The organism is Cupriavidus sp. C2SS-8b (genome assembly GCF_057073745.1).
Window position 1 is genome coordinate 1,305,760 of sequence record NZ_CP172717.1, and the last position, 16,617, is coordinate 1,322,376.

Below are 16,617 nucleotides of genomic sequence, written 5' to 3' on the forward strand. Positions count from 1 at the left end.
CTTCTCCCTGTCAAACCAGGCGCGCAGTGCGCGTAACCCCAGATACAGGAGTCACCGATGTCCAAGCCCTTGCCCCGCTATGTCGTCTTCGGCGAAGCCCTCACCGACATGGTTCGCCAGGCCGACGGAAGCTGGCTCGGCCTGCCTGGCGGGTCCTGCTGGAACGTGGCGCGCGTAGGCGCGCGCCTGGGCATCGACACGGCGTTTGCCGGCGCTGTCAGCCGGGACCTGTTCGGCGACGAACTGGCCCAGGCCAGCGAGCAGGCCGGCCTGGACATGCGCTTCCTGCAACGTGTCGATCGCTCGCCCTTCCTGGCCTTTGTCGCTTCGCGCCATCCCCCTCAGTACTTCTTCGTGGGCGACGACAGTGCCGACCTGCATTTCGACCCGTCCCGGCTGCCGCAGGGCTGGCGTCAGGCGGCGCAAGTCATTCACTTTGGCTCCATCAGCCTGGCACGTCAGCCGTTGGCCGCATGCCTGTGCGCGGAAGCCACGCAAGCGGCGGGGGCCGGCAAGCGCATTGCATTCGACCCAAACTACCGCAAACTGATGAACGCGCCGGGCTATGGCGAAGCGCTTGCACACATGCTTGGGCTGGCGTCCTACATCAAGCTCTCGGATGAAGACCTGGCGGGCCTCTTTCCGGCACTGGCGCTGGAGGCAGCGCTCGCGCAGGTGCGGGCCATGGCGCCGGACGCCGCCATCCTGCTCACGCGCGGCGCCGACGGCCTGACCCTGCTCCAGTCCGACAGCGTGGTGGAGCAGCCAGCGTTCCGGGTCAATGTTGCCGACACCGTAGGTTGCGGGGATGCCGCCATGGGCGGGTGGATAGCCGCGGTGCTGGCCGAACCACGGCCGGACCTTGCGGCGCAGGCACGGATGGCCGCTGCCGCCGCGGCAGTGGCTGCCGGCCATGCCGGCGCATACGCCCCCTTGCGGCAAGAATTAGACAGCCTGGCCGGCTGAACGTCTCCGCCACCTGCTGAGGCGGCCTGGCTTACTCACTCCGGCCCGCAAACTCCGTCATTCGGCGCCTATGGTCGTTACCGGAAACCAACGGCCGCCCTTTACCTGATAGAGCGTCGAGGTCGGATTCTTCAGGTCGCCGTTCGTATCGAAGGCAATTTTCCCCGTGATGCCGTCGTATTGCATGGCCCGTAGCGCGGGCACGAATTCGCCGGGCTTCGCGGAGTTGGCCTGCCTCATCGCATGGATCGCCACCCACGTGGCGTCGTACGCGAACGGCGCATAGATCAGGCTGTCGGTACCAAAGCGCTTCCTGAACTTCAGCATGAAGGCCTTGCCTTGCGGCAGTGTATCGACAGGACGCCCGTACTCCCAGGCCATCGCACCTTCCGCAGCGGGACCTGCAATGTTCAGGAAAATACTGTCGGCGATGCCACCGCTGCCGACGAACCGGGTTCGCATGCCGAGCTCCTTCATCCGTTTCGCGATGAGCGCCGCCTGGTTGTCCAGGCCGGCAAAGAACAGCAGGTCGGCGTTGGCCGCCCGGATGTTCGTCAGTTGCGCGCTGAACTCGACCGCCTTGTCGCTGGTGTATTCAGCGATCGCGATTTTTCCGCCGGCGCTCGTCACGGCCTTCTTGAACTCGTCCACGGCCCCCTGGCCGAACGCGCTCCGGTCGTCCATCACGGCAATCCGCTGCGCCTTCATGACATTGACCGCGTACTTTCCCGCCGTACCGGAGTTTTGGGTGTCCGTCGCAATGATGCGGAACACCGTCTTCGGGCCTTGATGCGTAATGGCCGGATTGGTCGCCGCAGGATGGATCATCGGTATGCCCGCGCTGGCGAAGACCCGTGCGGATGGAATGGCAACACCCGAGTTGTAGTACCCCACAACGACGGCCACACCATCGTCGACCAGCTTCTGGGCGACCTGGACGCCTATGCGGGGGTCGCTTTCGTCGTCAACCGAATGAAGTTCGAAGCGGGCCTCCCGGCCATCCAGCTTGATGTGCTGCGCGTTGGCCTCTTCCACAGCGAGACGAACACCATTCTCGATATCCTTGCCATTGGCGGCATTGATTCCCGTTAGAGGACTGGACACGCCGATTCCGACGACCATCTCTCCATATGACTGGCTCCAGGTGAAGGACAGCAACACAGCGATCAGGCTGGCAACGTACAGCCGTCGCGGAAAGTGGATCATCAGTCAACTCCGTCGACTCGGGGAATCGGCGCGGCGCTGTCACCGGCCCACCCCTCAACCCGGATTCTAATGGCGCCGCCTGAAGGGGCACACCTGTTTCCCGTGCCGGCGCAGGATGGGCAAGCCAGCGTTGCGGCGACGTCTCGCCGAAGCCAGAGACAGGCTAATCCGTCAGGCACGCATGGACCACAGCCGCGATCGACGCAATCAGCATCATCGGAACCGAGATCCGATCCGGCAGGAAGTAGGCAACGGCAAGGCATGCCATGAATAGAATCGTGACGGGCATTTCCTTCGTCCTCATTGGCTTTCGTCCTTTCCTGCCGCGAGCCCCTCGTCGGCAGCCCCCTGTCTCGTCGACCTGCCCCGCAAGCATCAACTCTCGTCGATATGACACAGGATGCGATGGGCGAGCCGCAGGTGGGGCCGGTCAATCATGGAATTTCCCAGCCTGGTCACACCCGAGGCCCCCACGCCCGAGAACGACTCGACCACCTGTCTGGCCCAGCGTATTTCCTCATCCTGCGGGACAAAGGCCTGGTTGATGGCATCAATGTGCGCCGGGTGCGCCGCGGCCTTGGCCGAAAATCCGTCGCGCTTGGCCTGGGCAGACTCCTCGCTGATGTTCGCCGGGTCAGTCAGCCTCGTACTGACCGCATCGATGGCGTCGATCCCCGCCTGGGCGGCTGCCAGCAGGCACATGGTACGGGCCACGGAAAACGGGGCCGTCAGTTCCTTGCCTGCATGCGCGGAAAAAGCGCCGAGGTCCGCGGCGAGGTCATCCACCCCCCACATCAGCGCGCGTAGCCGCATGGGTGCGTTGCGATACGACGATAATCCGAATACGCCTTCGGACGACTCGGTGGCCATCGCGATGATGGAGACTTCCCACCTGCCGTCCAACAGCGCGCATTCGAAGGCTGCAAGGAAATCGCAAAGGCGGTGCACATCATCGACACTGCGGCACTTCGGCAGCACGATCGCGTTGGGCCGGTACGGGATCACGGCGGCCAGGTCGCGCAGGATATGGCCGGACGCCAGTCCGTTGACACGCACCAGCAGGGCCGGCTGCATCGCGGCGCGATGCTGCGCCAGAAAGGCCACCAGCTTGCGCCGTGCATCGTCCTTCCCCGACTCGGGGATGGCATCTTCCAGATCGAACACCAGCCCATCCGCTGCCGACTTTAGCGCGGACGCAAGCTTCCGGTCACTGTCCGCGGGGACGAAGAGCAGTGAGCGCAAGCGCTGTGGCAAGTTGTCATGCATAAGCGTTCCGGTGTTCTTGTCAGCCGAGGCGATAGCGCTGGCAGACTGTTGTTGACGGCCGCCCTAATGCTGCGGCACGGAGCTTCCGTCCCGTACGAAAGGTGGACGAACGACCTTGGCAGGGATTCTCTTGCCGTAGACCTCGACATCGACATAGGTCCCGAACTGGATGCCTGGGTTGACGAGCGCGAAAGCGATGGCGATCCGAAGCGTCGGGCTGTAGGTTGCGCTCGTCACCTTCCCGATCACTTCTCCTTCAAGACACATCACCGGGCTCTGCGCGCGAGCAACCGCGGCGCTTCCTTCAAAAGCGAGTCCGACGAACTGCCAGTCCTGGGGGCGAGCGCGTAGCGCTGCCTTGCCGACGAAATCGCGCTCCGGCCCAAGCTCCACAGTCCAACCCAGGCCGACGTCAAAAGGCGAAGTGTGTGGGTCCATGTCGCGCCCATGCAAGTGCATGCCGGCTTCGAGCCGAAGGGTTTCCCATGCGTCAAGGCCCGCTGCGGAGATGCCGGCCGAACGCAGCATGTCCCATACCTGAACCGCATGCTTTGCCAGCATCATGACTTCGAACCCATCCTCGCCGGTCTTCCCCGTCCGCGCCAGCATCAGTTCCCCCACGACAGGGTCGTGCACGATCATGGAATTGAACGGCTTCACCTTCTCAGCGGCGTGTGTGGATGGAATGGCCTGAAACACCTTCCGCCGGGCATGGGGGCCCTGCACGGCGATCATTGCCAGGGGCTCCGCATCCCCCGTGACAAGATCCTGGCGGCGCGCAACCAGGGTCGCCGAACTCTTCATCGCACCGATCTGCGACTGGATCCACTGAATGTCCCGACTTGCGGTGTCCGCGTTCAGGACAATACGAAAGCATTCATCGTTCAGGTAGTACACCACCAGGTCACCGATCACGCCTCCCTCCCGGTTCAGCATGCACGAATAAAGTGCCTTGCCTGGAGACTTCAACTTGCCGATGTCGTTGGCAAGAAGCTTGCCGAGCAGCCTTCGCGCGTCCAACCCGTATACGTCGACCACGGCCCTGTGCGAGACATCGAACATGGCGGCATCCGCGCGAACGGTGTGGTGCTCCTCGATCTGCGATCCGTAAGCGACTGGCAGATGCCAGCCATCCACATCAGCCATCCGGGCGCGGACGGAAAGGTGGCGCTCATACAGTGGCGTGCGCAATGCGTGCAAGGTCGTCTGGCTCATCGGCGTATCAAGTTCTGTAGTCAAGCTCGCGCGATCCTGCGCGTTGGATTCTCGCCCTGGCGAGCGCTCCGTGCTCCCCGGTGGTCATCCCGTCGGCCGGCGTTCGTGACTGGGCGCATGACCGAACTGCGCGCGATACGCATTGCTGAAATGGCTCGGCGAATGGAATCCGCAAACCGCGGTAACACGGGCGATTGACGCGCTGGTCGTGCGCAGCAGCTCGCGGGCCCGCTTCAAGCGCAAGGTCATGTAATGGTGGGTGGGCGATACGTTCAGATAGAACCGAAACATCCGCTGGAGATGCCGCTGCGACAGCCGGACAAGCCGCGCCAGTTCATCGAGCGACAACGGCTCCTCGATATTCGCCTCCATCAGCCGTACCACTTCGACCAGCTCGGCCCGCGAAAGGCCGACCCGCGCATCGACCGGGATCGGCTGCGGATCCGTCGCACTGCGGATCCGCTCCAGGATGAACTGCTCGGAAACCTGCGCGGCAAGTTTCTGGCCGAACCGCAAGCCTACGAGATTCAGCATCATGTCGATCGGTGCCGTGCCGCCCGTGCACGTCAGCCGGTCGCGGTCGATGACAAACAACTCGTCGGCGAACCGGACCTGCGGAAACTCGCTGTGCAAGACCGACCGGTTCTCCCAATGCACGGCGCAGCGGTAACCGTCCAGCAGATGGGTCGACATCAACGCATAGGCGCCCGTGCAGATGCCGCCCAGCGGAAGGCCTTGCCCGGCCAGCCGGGAGAGCATCCTGCGCGTACCATCGTCCACGGCGTCGCGAATGCGAATGCCGCCACAAACGATCATGACATCGGGCAAGCCCGAGGCATCGAGCGCGCGCGTCGGCCGTACCGCGATGCCATTGCTAGCGTGCACCGGCGCCCCTTCGGGCGAATAGATCGACCAGGTGTAATGTTGGGCGCGACCGGCATAGTTCGCCATGCGCAGCACTTCGAGGGCGCTCGAGAACGCGATCATCGAGAAATCGGGCAACGTCAGGAAGCCGAAATGCGCGAGCGACGACATCGAAGTGGGTGCGCTGTCGGGCAGCGCGGCGGCAATGGCGCTCACGTCAGTCTCCTGGCGAACGAAGGAGCCGGCGATCAGGCTTGCGCCGTCGCTGTCTTGGCGCAAAACAGTTGCCTGAGCCCAGAGAAAAGCGGTGCCTTGGCGGTGCCGGGCGCGCGGCCGAAGCTTTCCGTAATGCGGTCGAGAATAATGGCCAGTAGCACCACCGACAGGCCGCTTTCGAAGCCCAGGCCGATGTCGAGCCGCTGGATGCTGGCGAGCACCTCGTTGCCCAGGCCGCCGGCCCCGACCATCGATGCGATGATGACCATTGACAGCGCCATCATGATCGTCTGGTTCACGCCCTGCATGATCGACGGCAGCGCGTTCGGGAACTGCACCTTGTACAGCAATTGCCACGGCGTGCAGCCGAACGCATAGCCCGCCTCGACGATCTCCATGTTCACCTGTCGGATTCCCAGGCTCGTCAGGCGCACGGCCGGCGGCATGGCAAAGATCACCGTGGAAAGGATGCCCGGCACGCGGCCCAGGCCGAACAGCATCGCGGCAGGAATCAGGTAAACGAACGCCGGCATGGTCTGCATCAGGTCCAGGATCGGTCGCACGATGGCCGCCACCACCCTGCTCTTCGCCGCCCAGATGCCAAGCGGAACGCCAAGCAGCAGACTGATGATCGTCGACGACAGCGTGAGGCCCAGCGTGATGACAGTCTGATCCCAGAACCCTGTGGCAAAGATCACGAACAGCGACGCGCCAGTGAAGAGCGCAAAGCGCCAGCCGACCCGCCAGAGTCCAATGCCGATGAAGATCGCCATCATCAGCCACATCGGCACGGCCTGCAGGCTGCGCTCGATCAGTGCGGCGAGGCCCTCGATCGCGCGCCCGACGGTGTCGAACGTCGCCGCGTCGTGGTCGAGCAGGTAATGGACAGACTGGTCGACCCAGTGGCCGAGCGGGAGGGATTCAGACATGGTGACCTCTCAGGTGCGTGATAGCTTTGAGGATGACGGCACGGTCTACCGACCCGCAGTAGCAGCCATTGTCGTCGACGACCGGCAGCGCATTCGGGCTCGCGACGACGCGCTCGACAACGTGTTCCAGCGACGCATTGCGCCGGATGCTTTCCACGGGCCGCACGCTTTCCTTTGCATCGCGCATGACGCAGCCACGGACCTTGCGCTGGGCATCCAGCACAAAGGCATAGGCGGCGTGTCCGTTCAGCGTCGCAGCAATGCTCGCCGCATCGAGCTTTGACACGACCGGCACGGCGTCTTTCTGCATCAGGTCGCCGGCGGTCAGGTAGCGGCTGGTGTCGATACCGTCGAAGAACGTGCGGACGTAGTCGTCGGCCGGCTTGGCAATGATCTCCTGCGGCGTGCCAACCTGCACCAGCCGGCCGCCTTCCATGATCGCGATCCGGCTGCCAATGCGCAGTGCTTCCTCCAGATCGTGCGACACGAACATGATGGTGCGGCGATGCTCCTTCTGAAGCTGCAGCAGCACGTTCTGCATTTCCTTGCGCTTGAGGGGATCGAGCGCGGAGAACGCTTCATCCATGATCATCAGGGACGGATTGACGGCAAGCGCCCGGGCAAGGCCGACACGCTGCTGCATGCCCCCCGACAACTCGCGCGGCAGCTTCTGCGCAAACGTCGAGAGCCCCACCTGCTCGAGCACATCCATCGCTCTGCGCTCGCGCTCTTTCCTGCCGACGCCGGCGACCTCCAGCCCGAACGCGGCATTCGACAGCACCGTGCGCTGTGGCATCAGCGCGAACGACTGGAACACCATGCTCATGTCCTTGCGACGCAGCGCGATCAGTTCAGAGCGGCTCACGGCGGCGACATCGCGGCCACCGATCAACACCTTCCCGGCTGTCGGTTCGACGAGCCGGTTCACGAGACGGATCAGCGTTGACTTGCCGGAGCCGGACAGGCCCATCAGCACGAAGATCTCGCCTTCCTTGACATCGAACGAGACGTTATGGACACCGACCACCTGGCCGGTGCGCCTGAACACTTCGTCCTTCGTCGACCCGGCGGCGAGCATGTCCAGCGCCTGTTGCGGATTACTTCCAAATACCTTGCACAGACCTTCGACCACGACCTTGGGACTATCCATCGAAACCTTCTCCTGGTCCTGCGGGGACTCATACGTCATATGGCATGCCCGCGCCTGTTGCGTTTGAAAGGCGCTGACGGTGCATTGCTACCTCTTCCCTGGAATGCTCCGGTTAACTCGGTTCGTCGCATCGCAAACAGATATCGTGCGATCCCCTACATAGTTGCCAGAAAAGGCCGTCCCCAGCCGATGAATTCCGACAAGTGCTTGCGCAAATGCGACACCGACAATCCGCGTAACCGATTGTCTGCGCCTGCTTGCCAGCATGCGACGTCCAATCGATCGATTGCGACCCGCTGCACCAGTGCGCTCGAGGCTCAGGCGTCGCGCCCGCCAATCTTCCCTGGCGCACCGATACCAGCCACGCGGCGCTTCGGTTCTATCCGGCCTGCCCATTGTCCTGCTCTACTTCGCGCATGGCACGCGCGTGCGCACAAGGCGCCCGCAGGCCACCCTCAATGAAAGGAATCCCATGGACGCCCTGCCTCGTTCGCAATCATTCATCCTCACGCTGTCGTGCCCGAGCGCCCCGGGCCAGGTGGCCGCGGTGGTCGGCATGCTCGAGCGCCACCATTGCTATGTCGACGCGTTGACCGTCTTCGACGACGACCTGAGCAACCGCTTCTTCTTGCGCTGTGTATTCCATCCGGCGCAAGCACAAACGCTGGACGTCGATGTATTGCGGCAGGAGTTCACGCCGATTGCAGACGACTTCGGCATGCATTGGGCGATCCACGACGCGCTCGCCAGACCGAAGGTACTGATCATGGTGTCCAGGCTTGAGCATTGCCTCGCGGATCTGCTGTTCCGCTGGCGAATGGGCGAGCTCGAGATGGACATCGTCGGGATCGCCTCGAACCATCCGGACCTGGCCCCGCTTGCACAGCAGCACGACCTCCCTTTCCGGCACTTCCCGATTACGCCCGAGACCAAGGCACAGCAGGAGGCCGGGTGGCTTGACTTCTTTGAATCGAGCGGCGCAGAACTTGTGATTCTCGCGCGCTACATGCAGGTGCTGTCCGCCGAGACCAGCGCCGCCCTCGCCAATCGCGCGATCAATATCCACCACTCCTTCCTGCCCGGCTTCAAGGGCGCGAAGCCGTATCACCAGGCGCATGCGCGCGGCGTGAAGCTGATCGGCGCCACTGCGCATTTCGTCACCGACGATCTCGACGAGGGCCCCATCATCGAGCAGTCCGTCGAACGCGTCGACCACTCGTACCGGCCGGAGCGACTGCTTGCCGTCGGACGCGACGTCGAATGCATCACGCTTTCCCGCGCCGTCAAGGCGTTCATCGAGCGGCGGGTGTTTCTCAATGGAGACCGGACCGTCGTCCTTCCGTAACCGCAAAGCAAAGCGGCCACGATCGGAATGCGATCGTGGCCGGCGTTGCTTGATCTCCTGGCTTCGCTTTATGAATCAGTGCTCGGCGTCGAGCCACGTATTCACGCGGTCCCCATTCGCGGAGATCCACGCATCGGCGGCCGCGTCGGGCTTTGTGCCGCCCTGGATGGCCAGCATCACGCTATCGATTTCGCCCGGCTTCCACTGGAACTTCTTCAGGAATGCGACCACCGGCTTTGCCTTCGTCTCCAGCCCCGGGTTCACGATGTTGTCGACATGCTCGGCATCCCCGAACACCTTCTTCGGATCCTCGAGGAAGCGCAACTTCCACTTGGCGAACATCCAGTGCGGCGCCCACCCCGTGACGATCACCGGCTTGTTCGCGTTCATCGAGCGCGCCAGTTCGGCAGTCATCGCACTGCCCGAGCTTGGCATCAGCGAATAACTGAGCCCATAAGTCTTGATGGCCTCGGCGGTCTTGCGCATGACGCCAGCGCCGGCATCGATGCCAACGATGCGCCCTTCGAACGTCGCCTTCTGTGCATTCAGGTCGTCAATGCTCTTCGCAGTCACGGATGCGGGAACGATCAGGCCAATCCTGGCCTCGGTAAAGTTCGGCCCGAGATTGACCACCTTGGTCTTGAACTGGTCCCAGTACGCGCCCTGCGTCACCGGCAGCCACGCCGAGAGGGTCGCATCGAGATCGCCGCGTGCGACGCCCTGCCACATGACGCCCGCCGCGAGCGGCACGAGCTGCACCGGATACCCCAGCTTCTTCTCGATGATCCGCGCCGCCACGTTCGTCGTCGCGACGCTGTCATCCCACCCCTCGACGTAACCGATCTTCAAGGGCGGTTTGGAATCCCCCAGCGCGAACGCGCTCCAGGTCAACATCACCGACGCCGCGCCGGTAAACAACAGCTTTGAGAGAAGCTTCATGGCATGTCTCCATTGGCCGGAGCGGAACTGCCCCGTGTACGTACAATCTTCGAGAGAGGCGCGACGGATGTCATTGGCCGGCAACCGGATGGCCGGCGGCTGCCTCACTTGTCAATGATGAGATCCGTCAATGGCTTGCTGCAGCACAGCAGCACCATGCCTTGATCGATCTCGCGCTGGCGGATCCCGCCGTTGTGCTTCATTTCAACCTGGCCGGATACGAGCCGGACCTTGCAGGTGCCACACATGCCCTGCGTGCAAGAGGCGGCCAGCCGCACGCCCGATTGCCGCGCCGCTTCCAGCACATGCTGCCCCGATCCGCACAGGATCTCCCGCTGGCTTTTTGCAAAACAGACGCTGAACTGCGCCGCCACCGCATCGCCGTTTGCCACCGGTTCCGCGCCGGCATCAGACGCTTCGGCCGCGGCCTCCCCCGCCAGCGTCTCGAAAGAAAAACTTTCCTCGTGGTAGCGACCGCGATCGAATCCCGCCTCGTCGAGCAGGTCGCGCACGGCCTTCATGTATGGCGCCGGCCCGCATGTGAAGATCTCGCGCTCCATGAAGTCCGGCGCGATCAGCTTCAGCAGCGGCAGGGACAAGAACCCCGTCACGCCTGGCCAACTGGTACGCGCACCGACCCGCTCGCAGACAAAGGATGTGCGGAAGTTCGCGTGGTTGGAGGCGATCAGGTCGAGTTCGCGCGCAAAGATGATGTCATCCGGCGTGCGGGCGCTATGCACGAACGTGATGTCCCGGTCCTCGCCCAGGTCATGATGCGCGCGACTCATTGACATCAGCGGCGTGATGCCCGAACCCGCCGACAGGAACAGGAACTTGCTGGCCGGATGCCGCGCGCACGTGAACTCGCCGGCCGGACCCAGCACGCGGATCGGCGCACCCGGCTTCAGGTTGTCGTGCAGCCAGTTGGACACCTTGCCGCCCGGCACCCGCTTGACGGTGATCGAGATCGTGTGCGGCCGCGCCGGTGACGACGAGATCGTGTAGCAGCGGTTGATCGTTTCGCCCTCGATATCGAGTTCAAGCGTGATGAACTGGCCCGGCTCGAACACGAACGCGCGCCCTTCCGGTGAACGGAAGAAGAAGCTCTTCACGTCGTGCGTTTCGTGCCGCACGTGGCAGCACACCAGCGTCTCCTCGACGTCGCTGGTCCAGCGCTCGGGGAGCGCGCTCCAGAACGCCGGGCGCGTCACCCGGCAGTCGGCCGGCTCGAACTGGACCGCATCGCGCATCATCTCCATTTCCGCCTCTTTCGCTTCGCTGTTTCCTGTTTGCCTACTCGCTTGCTTGCTGTCCTGTTCGCGGCTTGTTCGCGGCCTAGGCGCCGATCTGCTCGGCGAGCCGGCGGACATACCACGCCGAGAACTTCTCGACGAGACCCTCGGTGAACGGCGAGTACGGGCCCGGCTCGTACGCGCTGCCAGCCGAGCCGCGCTGCGAGTACTCGACCAGCACCCGGTCCTGATCGTTGGTCGCGTTCCAGACCGCCGTCAGGTTCTTCACGTCGTAGTCGACGCCTTCACGCGCATCCTTGTGGACAAGCCACTTGGTGCGCACGAGTGTTTCGCCGGCCGATAGCGGGATCACCGAGAACGTGACGATGTGGTCGCTCATGAAGTGATGCCACGAGTTCGGCTGTGTCCAGAACGAGAGCCCTCCCAGGTCGGCCTGCCCGAACTGGCCAAGCAGCTTCTTCGAGGCGACCTTCGCGTCGAGTGTCTGCGACTCTCCGCTGCGGTCCAGCGGCAGGCGCTGTGTGCGGAACCCCGTCGTTTCCAGCAGGCGCTCGATCTCGGCCGACGGCAGTCCCATCGCTTCCCACTGCCTGGCGCGCTCGATACAGGTCTGCTCGAACGCTTGCATGCCCTCGGCATTGGCCGGCGAGTGCTGATAGCCGAATCCGTACTCGTACAGCGAGATGGTCAGCTCGGGATGGTTTGCCACGCAGTGATAGCACTCGCGGTTGTTCTCCATCGTGAGCTTCCAGTTGCCCTTTTCGATAATGTCGACCTGCGCGGCGATCTTCGTGTTCGGCAAATCGTGCGGCAGCAGGTACGGTTCCATCGCGGCACGCAGCGCGGCAAAATCGGCGGGCGGTTCGTCCGCCAGGCAGACGAAGATCAGGCCTGCCAGGTTCTGTACATGGACGGACTTGAGGCTGTGCTTGCAGCGGTCGAACTTCTCGCCCATGTGCTCGGCGAAGATCAGGTTGCCGTTCAGGTTGTAGGTCCAGCTGTGATACGGGCAGACGATGTTGCCGACCGTGCCCTTGTCCTCGTTGCACAGCCGCGCACCGCGATGACGGCACACGTTGTGGAACGCACGCACCTGCATGTCGTCGTCGCGCACGATCAGGATCGAGTCGTGGCCCAGCTCGACAGTCACGTAATCGCCCGGCTCGGGCACGTCGGGCTCGACCGCCACCTGGATCCAGTGCTTGCGAAAAATGGCCTCCATGTCGAGCGCAAAGATTTCCTCGCTCTGATAGAAGGGTGCCTCGAGGCTGTAACCCTGCTTGCGCCGTTCCACCAGCGTACGAATGTCTGCCGATACCGATACGTTCATCGTTTTGCTCCGGATTCCCTGCATTCCTGGTTTGTTTGCCAACAGACCGGCAACATCAGTAGTCAATGAGTTGATGCTCGCGCAAGTACGCGAGGATGACTTGTGCTTTTTCGACCGAAGTCCCACTGTTTACGACGTTGCCGCCACGGCTTTCGGTGGTCGTCGCCGATAGCATCCGGGCGTGCCCGCTGCGCTTCTCGGCGGCGGCGAGCCTGACAGGCTTGCGTTCGGGAGCGCCCATCGTCCATGCGGCGGCATCGGCGTCTTCGTATCGTGCGGCGGGCGCCGTCCGGACCGCCCCCGCGCGCAGCCGTGCATACGCATAGCGCGGCTGCGCGTTCGCGAGTGGATGGACGGCCACCACGGCCGGCAGAACCGCCTCGACGCGCCGGCGCACGCCCTTGGGCAGGAACTGCCGCACGGTGACGCGCCCGTGCGCGGCATCGACGTCGACAGCCGCGCCAACCAGCGGGCGGCCCAGCGCGGCGGCGACCTGGTACGGCAGCATCCCGGTGTCGTACGCGCCTTCCGCACGGGTGCCGGTCAGCACGAGGTCGTAATCCTTGACGCGCGCGGCCAGTGTGCGTCCGGCGTCTCCCCCGGTACCGCATGCGAGCACCTCGACTTCACGTGCGCCTAGCGCCAGGTAGTCGGCAAGCGCCGGCTCGGCGGCATCGCCCGCGTGCAGCACGGCGAGCTGGGCACCATGCTTGCCCGCAAGCGCCAGGCCGATCTCGAGCGCCGCCGCGTCGTTGCGGCTGTAGCGCGTGGCACCGCTGACCGGCTGACGGCCGACGGACACCAGCACCGCGATGCGTCGGATAGCTTGGGGGGCGTTCATGCTGCGGCTCCTAGGGGTTCGTGCACGCTGGCCGTGGCCGGCGTTCGTCCGTTCCCGCGGCGCGCGGCCTGCACCGCGTCAATCAGCGCCGCGATGGTCTCCTTCGCGTCGCCGACGATGGTCAGGTTCGCGCGCTTGGCGATGGGTGCGCTGCCGTCCTGGTTGACGGCGATCACATGACGGCAGTCCTTGATGCCCTGCAGGTGCTGCACGGCGCCCGAGATCCCGAAGGCGATATAGACACTCGCCTCGACGGTCTTGCCGGTCGCGCCGACCTGCTTGTCGCGCGTGAAATGGCCATTGTCGACGGCGACGCGGCTCGCGGCGATCGCCGCGCCGAACACGCCGGCGAGCCGCTCGAACGCGCCGATGTCGGCCACGCCGTTGCCGGCGGACACGATGAAGTCCGCTTCCTCGAGTGCGACCTGTGCGGCATCGATCTCGTCCAGGCCCAGATCGCGGTACGGCTGCGAGCCGTCGCCGATCCCGAGCAGGAAGTCGCCGGACAGCGACTGGCCCGCGCCGGTGAACGGCAGCTTCGTGTCGACCGCGCCCGGTGCGAGCAAGATCACGTCGGGAAGCGAGCGTGTCGCGAACGCACGCTTCGCCTGGGCATAGGCGCCAACGTGGTGCGCGTCGATCTCGACCACTTGCGTCGCGACGCTCGTACCCGTCGCCGCGGCATAGCGGCGGCCGAGATCGCCGTCGCTGGTCGGGTTATCAGGCAGGAAGACATGCTTGGGCGACAACGCCGCCGCGCAGGCCAGCAACGCCCGCAACTCGGCATCGGGCGAAAACGCGCGACGATCGAACGCCGGCAGCACGATGACCTTGTCGGCGCCAAGCACCGCCGCGTCGTCCTTCAGCTCACCGAACACCAGCAGCGCGACCTCGGTCTGCGCGTCGGCAAGCAACGCGGCCGCGGCAAGCGCCTGGCATGCATGGTCGTCGAGCGCGCCGCGCTCGCTGTGCGCAGCGACCAGCAGTACGTGCTGCGGATCGCCGACCTGGCGGCGCGGCCTGGCCGCTGGCGCTCCGTGCGCGTGCGCGGCCCAGTGCGCGGTGTTCGGATCCGCGCTGCCGGTCTCGCCCAGCGTGATCCTTCTCAGGCCCGCCGCCGTCACGACGAAGGGCCGGCGCGGATCGATACGTGGAATCTTGTTCATCGGGTCACTCCAGCGAGGCCGCAACGAGTTCGGCTACATCGAGCACTTCCGGGCGCGGCCCGACCACGCCTTCCAGCATTGCCGTGCAGTTCGGGCACCCGACCGCAACGACTTCCGCGCCCACGGCTTGCGCATCGGCGATGCGGATATCGGGGATGCGCTGCTTGCCCGGGATGTCGGTCAGCGGCGCTCCGCCCCCGCCGCCGCAGCAGCGGCCGCGCATGCCGTTGCGCTCCATCTCCACGACCTTGATGCCGATCGTCTTCAGCAGCTTGCGCGGCGCCTCGGTCTCGCCGTTGTAGCGGCCGAGATAGCATGGGTCGTGATAAGTCGTGCGCTTCTCGCGCAGCGCCTCGACGGCCTTCGGCGCGATGCGGCCGCTGTCCGCCAACTCGGCCAGATAGCTCGTGTGATGCTTGACCGTGACGCGCAGGCCCAGGGCGCGATACTCGTTGCGCAGGCTGTGCATCACGTGCGGATCCGCCGTCACGATCTGCCCGAATGACAGGGTCCCGAGCGTGCCGATCAGGCGCTTCGCCATCTGCTGGAACGTCGCCTCGTCGCCAAGCCGGCGGGCCACATCGCCCGTGTCGGTTTCCGCGCCGCCAAGCACGGCATAATCGACGCCGGCCTTGTTCAGCACCTTCACGAAGGCCCGCAGCGTGCGCTGATAGCGCATGTCGAAGGCGCCTTCGCCGGCAACGATCAGCACGTCCACCGACTTGCCACGCTGCGCCACGGGCGCATTGAGGTCGACCGACCAGTCATAGCGCGCCGCGGTGTCATAGCCGCCCATCGTGCCGGTCTCGCGCAGGTTTGCCAGCACTTCGGCGCCCTTGCCCGGTACGGTGCCATGGACAAGCGTCTGGTTGCGGCGCATGTCGACAATCGCATCGACATGCTCGATCAGCATCGGGCATTCCTGCACGCAGGCCCGGCAGGTCGTGCACGACCACAGCGTCTGCGCTTCGATCAGGCCCGACACGATCGGGCCATTCGGCTCGCCGCGATGGCGCCCGACGGCAATCCCGGGCGTCGCGCTGCCGGCATACGCGGCATCGGTGCCACCCGCCATGCCGACCACGAGATCCTGGATCAGCTTCTTCGGATTGAGCGGCTGGCCCGAGGCAAACGCGGGACAAGCGGCCTCGCACTTGCCGCACTGCACGCAGGCGTCAAAGCTCAGCAGCTGGTTCCAGCGGAACTCGACGGGCCGCGCAACGCCGTACTCCTGCTTTTCGATCTCCGGCAGCTTGAGCGCGGTTGGCGGCGTGGCGGTGCCGCTGCCTGTGTACGCGTCGGCCTTGCCCGCGAACCGCTCCTGGCGCGGATGAAACGCCAGATGCATGAGGCCGGCGATCGCGTGTTTCATCGGGCCGCCTCTGGCCGCGCCGAATGTCATCGCGAAGGCACCGGCGCCGATCAGCAGCGCGCAGATCACCGCAAACGCGCCCGACATCAGGTCGGCCGGCACGGCCACGAACAGCACCAGGCCGAGCGCAAACGAACCGAGCAGCCAGGGCAGCGTGTTCCATGGCCCCTTGGACAGGCGCGCGGGCACATCCTTCGCGGCGCGGCGGCGCCAGACGAATACCACGCCAATCAGCATCGCAAGTGCCGCGGCAAACGTCGCCTTGTCCAGCCATGGCGAGTAGATAGCAAGGCCGTAGTTGACGAATACCAGCGCCAGCGCAGCCAGCGCGCCGCCCGCGGTGGCGACGTGCGTCTTCGCAATGTACGGATCGCGGGCGACGACGTGGTGCAGGTCGACGAAATAGCGTTTCGGGATCGCCAGCAAGTTCGTGATGCCGAACGATCCGGGCGCGGTCGCCCGCCCGAGACGCCAGTAGGAGGCGCGCTTCACGACCGCGAAAGCGAGCCCCGCCACCGACAGCCAGAGCAGAACGGTAATCAGGAGGGACGGATTCATG

14 protein-coding genes and 1 pseudogene are annotated in these 16,617 nt (G+C 64.7%); 2 read left to right on the forward strand and 13 right to left on the reverse strand.

Annotated features, from left to right (window positions below):
* The first annotated feature begins 57 nt into the window (after window positions 1-57).
* Window positions 58-966: a carbohydrate kinase family protein gene (locus ACIGJB_RS22925; RefSeq protein ID WP_483734566.1), complete on the forward strand. Its 909-nt coding sequence runs from the start codon at window positions 58-60 to the stop codon at window positions 964-966.
* A gap of 57 nt (window positions 967-1,023) precedes the next feature.
* Here the strand turns inward: ACIGJB_RS22925 and ACIGJB_RS22930 are convergent, their stop codons facing one another.
* The 7 genes and pseudogenes from ACIGJB_RS22930 to ACIGJB_RS22960 form a co-directional block, all read right to left on the reverse strand.
* Window positions 1,024-2,172: a branched-chain amino acid ABC transporter substrate-binding protein gene (locus ACIGJB_RS22930; RefSeq protein WP_483734567.1), complete on the reverse strand. Its 1,149-nt coding sequence runs from the start codon at window positions 2,170-2,172 to the stop codon at window positions 1,024-1,026.
* A gap of 163 nt (window positions 2,173-2,335) precedes the next feature.
* Window positions 2,336-2,476 carry a hypothetical protein gene (locus ACIGJB_RS22935; protein ID WP_483734568.1) on the reverse strand — a complete coding sequence of 47 codons (141 nt, stop codon included), beginning with the start codon at window positions 2,474-2,476 and terminating at the stop codon, window positions 2,336-2,338.
* A 71-nt stretch (window positions 2,477-2,547) separates the two neighbouring features.
* On the reverse strand, window positions 2,548-3,438 hold the full coding sequence (locus ACIGJB_RS22940; RefSeq protein WP_483734569.1) for an HpcH/HpaI aldolase/citrate lyase family protein: 891 nt from the start codon (window positions 3,436-3,438) through the stop codon (window positions 2,548-2,550).
* 63 nt (window positions 3,439-3,501) lie between these two features.
* Window positions 3,502-4,653: a glycine cleavage system aminomethyltransferase GcvT gene (gene gcvT / locus ACIGJB_RS22945; RefSeq protein ID WP_483734570.1), complete on the reverse strand. Its 1,152-nt coding sequence runs from the start codon at window positions 4,651-4,653 to the stop codon at window positions 3,502-3,504.
* 84 nt (window positions 4,654-4,737) lie between these two features.
* Window positions 4,738-5,688 carry a GlxA family transcriptional regulator gene (locus tag ACIGJB_RS22950; protein WP_483734766.1) on the reverse strand — a complete coding sequence of 317 codons (951 nt, stop codon included), beginning with the start codon at window positions 5,686-5,688 and terminating at the stop codon, window positions 4,738-4,740.
* 77 nt (window positions 5,689-5,765) lie between these two features.
* Window positions 5,766-6,662 (reverse strand): choline ABC transporter permease subunit, encoded by an 897-nt coding sequence (gene choW, locus ACIGJB_RS22955; RefSeq protein ID WP_483734571.1) that lies wholly within the window; start codon window positions 6,660-6,662, stop codon window positions 5,766-5,768.
* A pseudogene (locus ACIGJB_RS22960) lies at window positions 6,655-7,818 on the reverse strand (quaternary amine ABC transporter ATP-binding protein); the annotation flags it as partial. The pseudogene ACIGJB_RS22960 and the gene choW, both read right to left, overlap by 8 nt.
* 466 nt (window positions 7,819-8,284) lie before the next feature.
* Here ACIGJB_RS22960 and purU point away from each other — a divergent pair.
* Window positions 8,285-9,157, forward strand: coding sequence for a formyltetrahydrofolate deformylase (purU, locus tag ACIGJB_RS22965; RefSeq protein WP_483734767.1), 873 nt, complete (start codon window positions 8,285-8,287; stop codon window positions 9,155-9,157).
* A gap of 75 nt (window positions 9,158-9,232) precedes the next feature.
* On the opposite strand, the gene ACIGJB_RS22970 is transcribed toward purU, so the two are convergent.
* From ACIGJB_RS22970 to ACIGJB_RS22995, 6 genes are all read right to left on the reverse strand, one after another.
* Window positions 9,233-10,096: a glycine betaine ABC transporter substrate-binding protein gene (locus tag ACIGJB_RS22970; protein ID WP_483734572.1), complete on the reverse strand. Its 864-nt coding sequence runs from the start codon at window positions 10,094-10,096 to the stop codon at window positions 9,233-9,235.
* Window positions 10,097-10,200: 104 nt separating this feature from the next.
* Complete coding sequence (locus ACIGJB_RS22975) at window positions 10,201-11,349, reverse strand: FAD-binding oxidoreductase (RefSeq protein ID WP_483734768.1); 1,149 nt, start codon at window positions 11,347-11,349, stop codon at window positions 10,201-10,203.
* Between the two features lie 82 nt (window positions 11,350-11,431).
* Window positions 11,432-12,679: an aromatic ring-hydroxylating oxygenase subunit alpha gene (locus tag ACIGJB_RS22980; protein WP_483734573.1), complete on the reverse strand. Its 1,248-nt coding sequence runs from the start codon at window positions 12,677-12,679 to the stop codon at window positions 11,432-11,434.
* Window positions 12,680-12,734: 55 nt separating this feature from the next.
* A complete protein-coding gene (locus ACIGJB_RS22985) occupies window positions 12,735-13,520 on the reverse strand; it encodes an electron transfer flavoprotein subunit beta/FixA family protein (RefSeq protein WP_483734574.1) in 786 nt (261 codons plus the stop codon).
* A complete protein-coding gene (locus ACIGJB_RS22990) occupies window positions 13,517-14,686 on the reverse strand; it encodes an electron transfer flavoprotein subunit alpha/FixB family protein (RefSeq protein ID WP_483734575.1) in 1,170 nt (389 codons plus the stop codon). The genes ACIGJB_RS22985 and ACIGJB_RS22990 overlap by 4 nt, the downstream gene beginning before the upstream one ends.
* A gap of 4 nt (window positions 14,687-14,690) precedes the next feature.
* Window positions 14,691-16,616 carry a (Fe-S)-binding protein gene (locus ACIGJB_RS22995; RefSeq protein WP_483734576.1) on the reverse strand — a complete coding sequence of 642 codons (1,926 nt, stop codon included), beginning with the start codon at window positions 16,614-16,616 and terminating at the stop codon, window positions 14,691-14,693.
* Between the last annotated feature and the right edge of the window lies 1 nt (window position 16,617).

Bases quoted from the DNA above. Each gene is read 5' to 3' on its own strand.
- ACIGJB_RS22995 (WP_483734576.1), bottom strand. From the start codon at position 16,616: ATGAATCCGTCCCTCCTGATTACCGTTCTGCTCTGGCTGTCGGTGGCG.
- choW (WP_483734571.1), bottom strand. From the start codon at position 6,662: ATGTCTGAATCCCTCCCGCTCGGCCACTGGGTCGACCAGTCTGTCCAT.
- ACIGJB_RS22930 (WP_483734567.1), bottom strand. From the start codon at position 2,172: ATGATCCACTTTCCGCGACGGCTGTACGTTGCCAGCCTGATCGCTGTG.
- ACIGJB_RS22940 (WP_483734569.1), bottom strand. From the start codon at position 3,438: ATGCATGACAACTTGCCACAGCGCTTGCGCTCACTGCTCTTCGTCCCC.
- ACIGJB_RS22925 (WP_483734566.1), top strand. From the start codon at position 58: ATGTCCAAGCCCTTGCCCCGCTATGTCGTCTTCGGCGAAGCCCTCACC.
- ACIGJB_RS22935 (WP_483734568.1), bottom strand. From the start codon at position 2,476: ATGAGGACGAAGGAAATGCCCGTCACGATTCTATTCATGGCATGCCTT.
- ACIGJB_RS22985 (WP_483734574.1), bottom strand. From the start codon at position 13,520: ATGAACGCCCCCCAAGCTATCCGACGCATCGCGGTGCTGGTGTCCGTC.
- ACIGJB_RS22950 (WP_483734766.1), bottom strand. From the start codon at position 5,688: ATGTCGTCGCTCGCGCATTTCGGCTTCCTGACGTTGCCCGATTTCTCG.
- ACIGJB_RS22970 (WP_483734572.1), bottom strand. From the start codon at position 10,096: ATGAAGCTTCTCTCAAAGCTGTTGTTTACCGGCGCGGCGTCGGTGATG.
- ACIGJB_RS22975 (WP_483734768.1), bottom strand. From the start codon at position 11,349: ATGATGCGCGATGCGGTCCAGTTCGAGCCGGCCGACTGCCGGGTGACG.
- gcvT (WP_483734570.1), bottom strand. From the start codon at position 4,653: ATGAGCCAGACGACCTTGCACGCATTGCGCACGCCACTGTATGAGCGC.
- ACIGJB_RS22980 (WP_483734573.1), bottom strand. From the start codon at position 12,679: ATGAACGTATCGGTATCGGCAGACATTCGTACGCTGGTGGAACGGCGC.
- ACIGJB_RS22990 (WP_483734575.1), bottom strand. From the start codon at position 14,686: ATGAACAAGATTCCACGTATCGATCCGCGCCGGCCCTTCGTCGTGACG.
- purU (WP_483734767.1), top strand. From the start codon at position 8,285: ATGGACGCCCTGCCTCGTTCGCAATCATTCATCCTCACGCTGTCGTGC.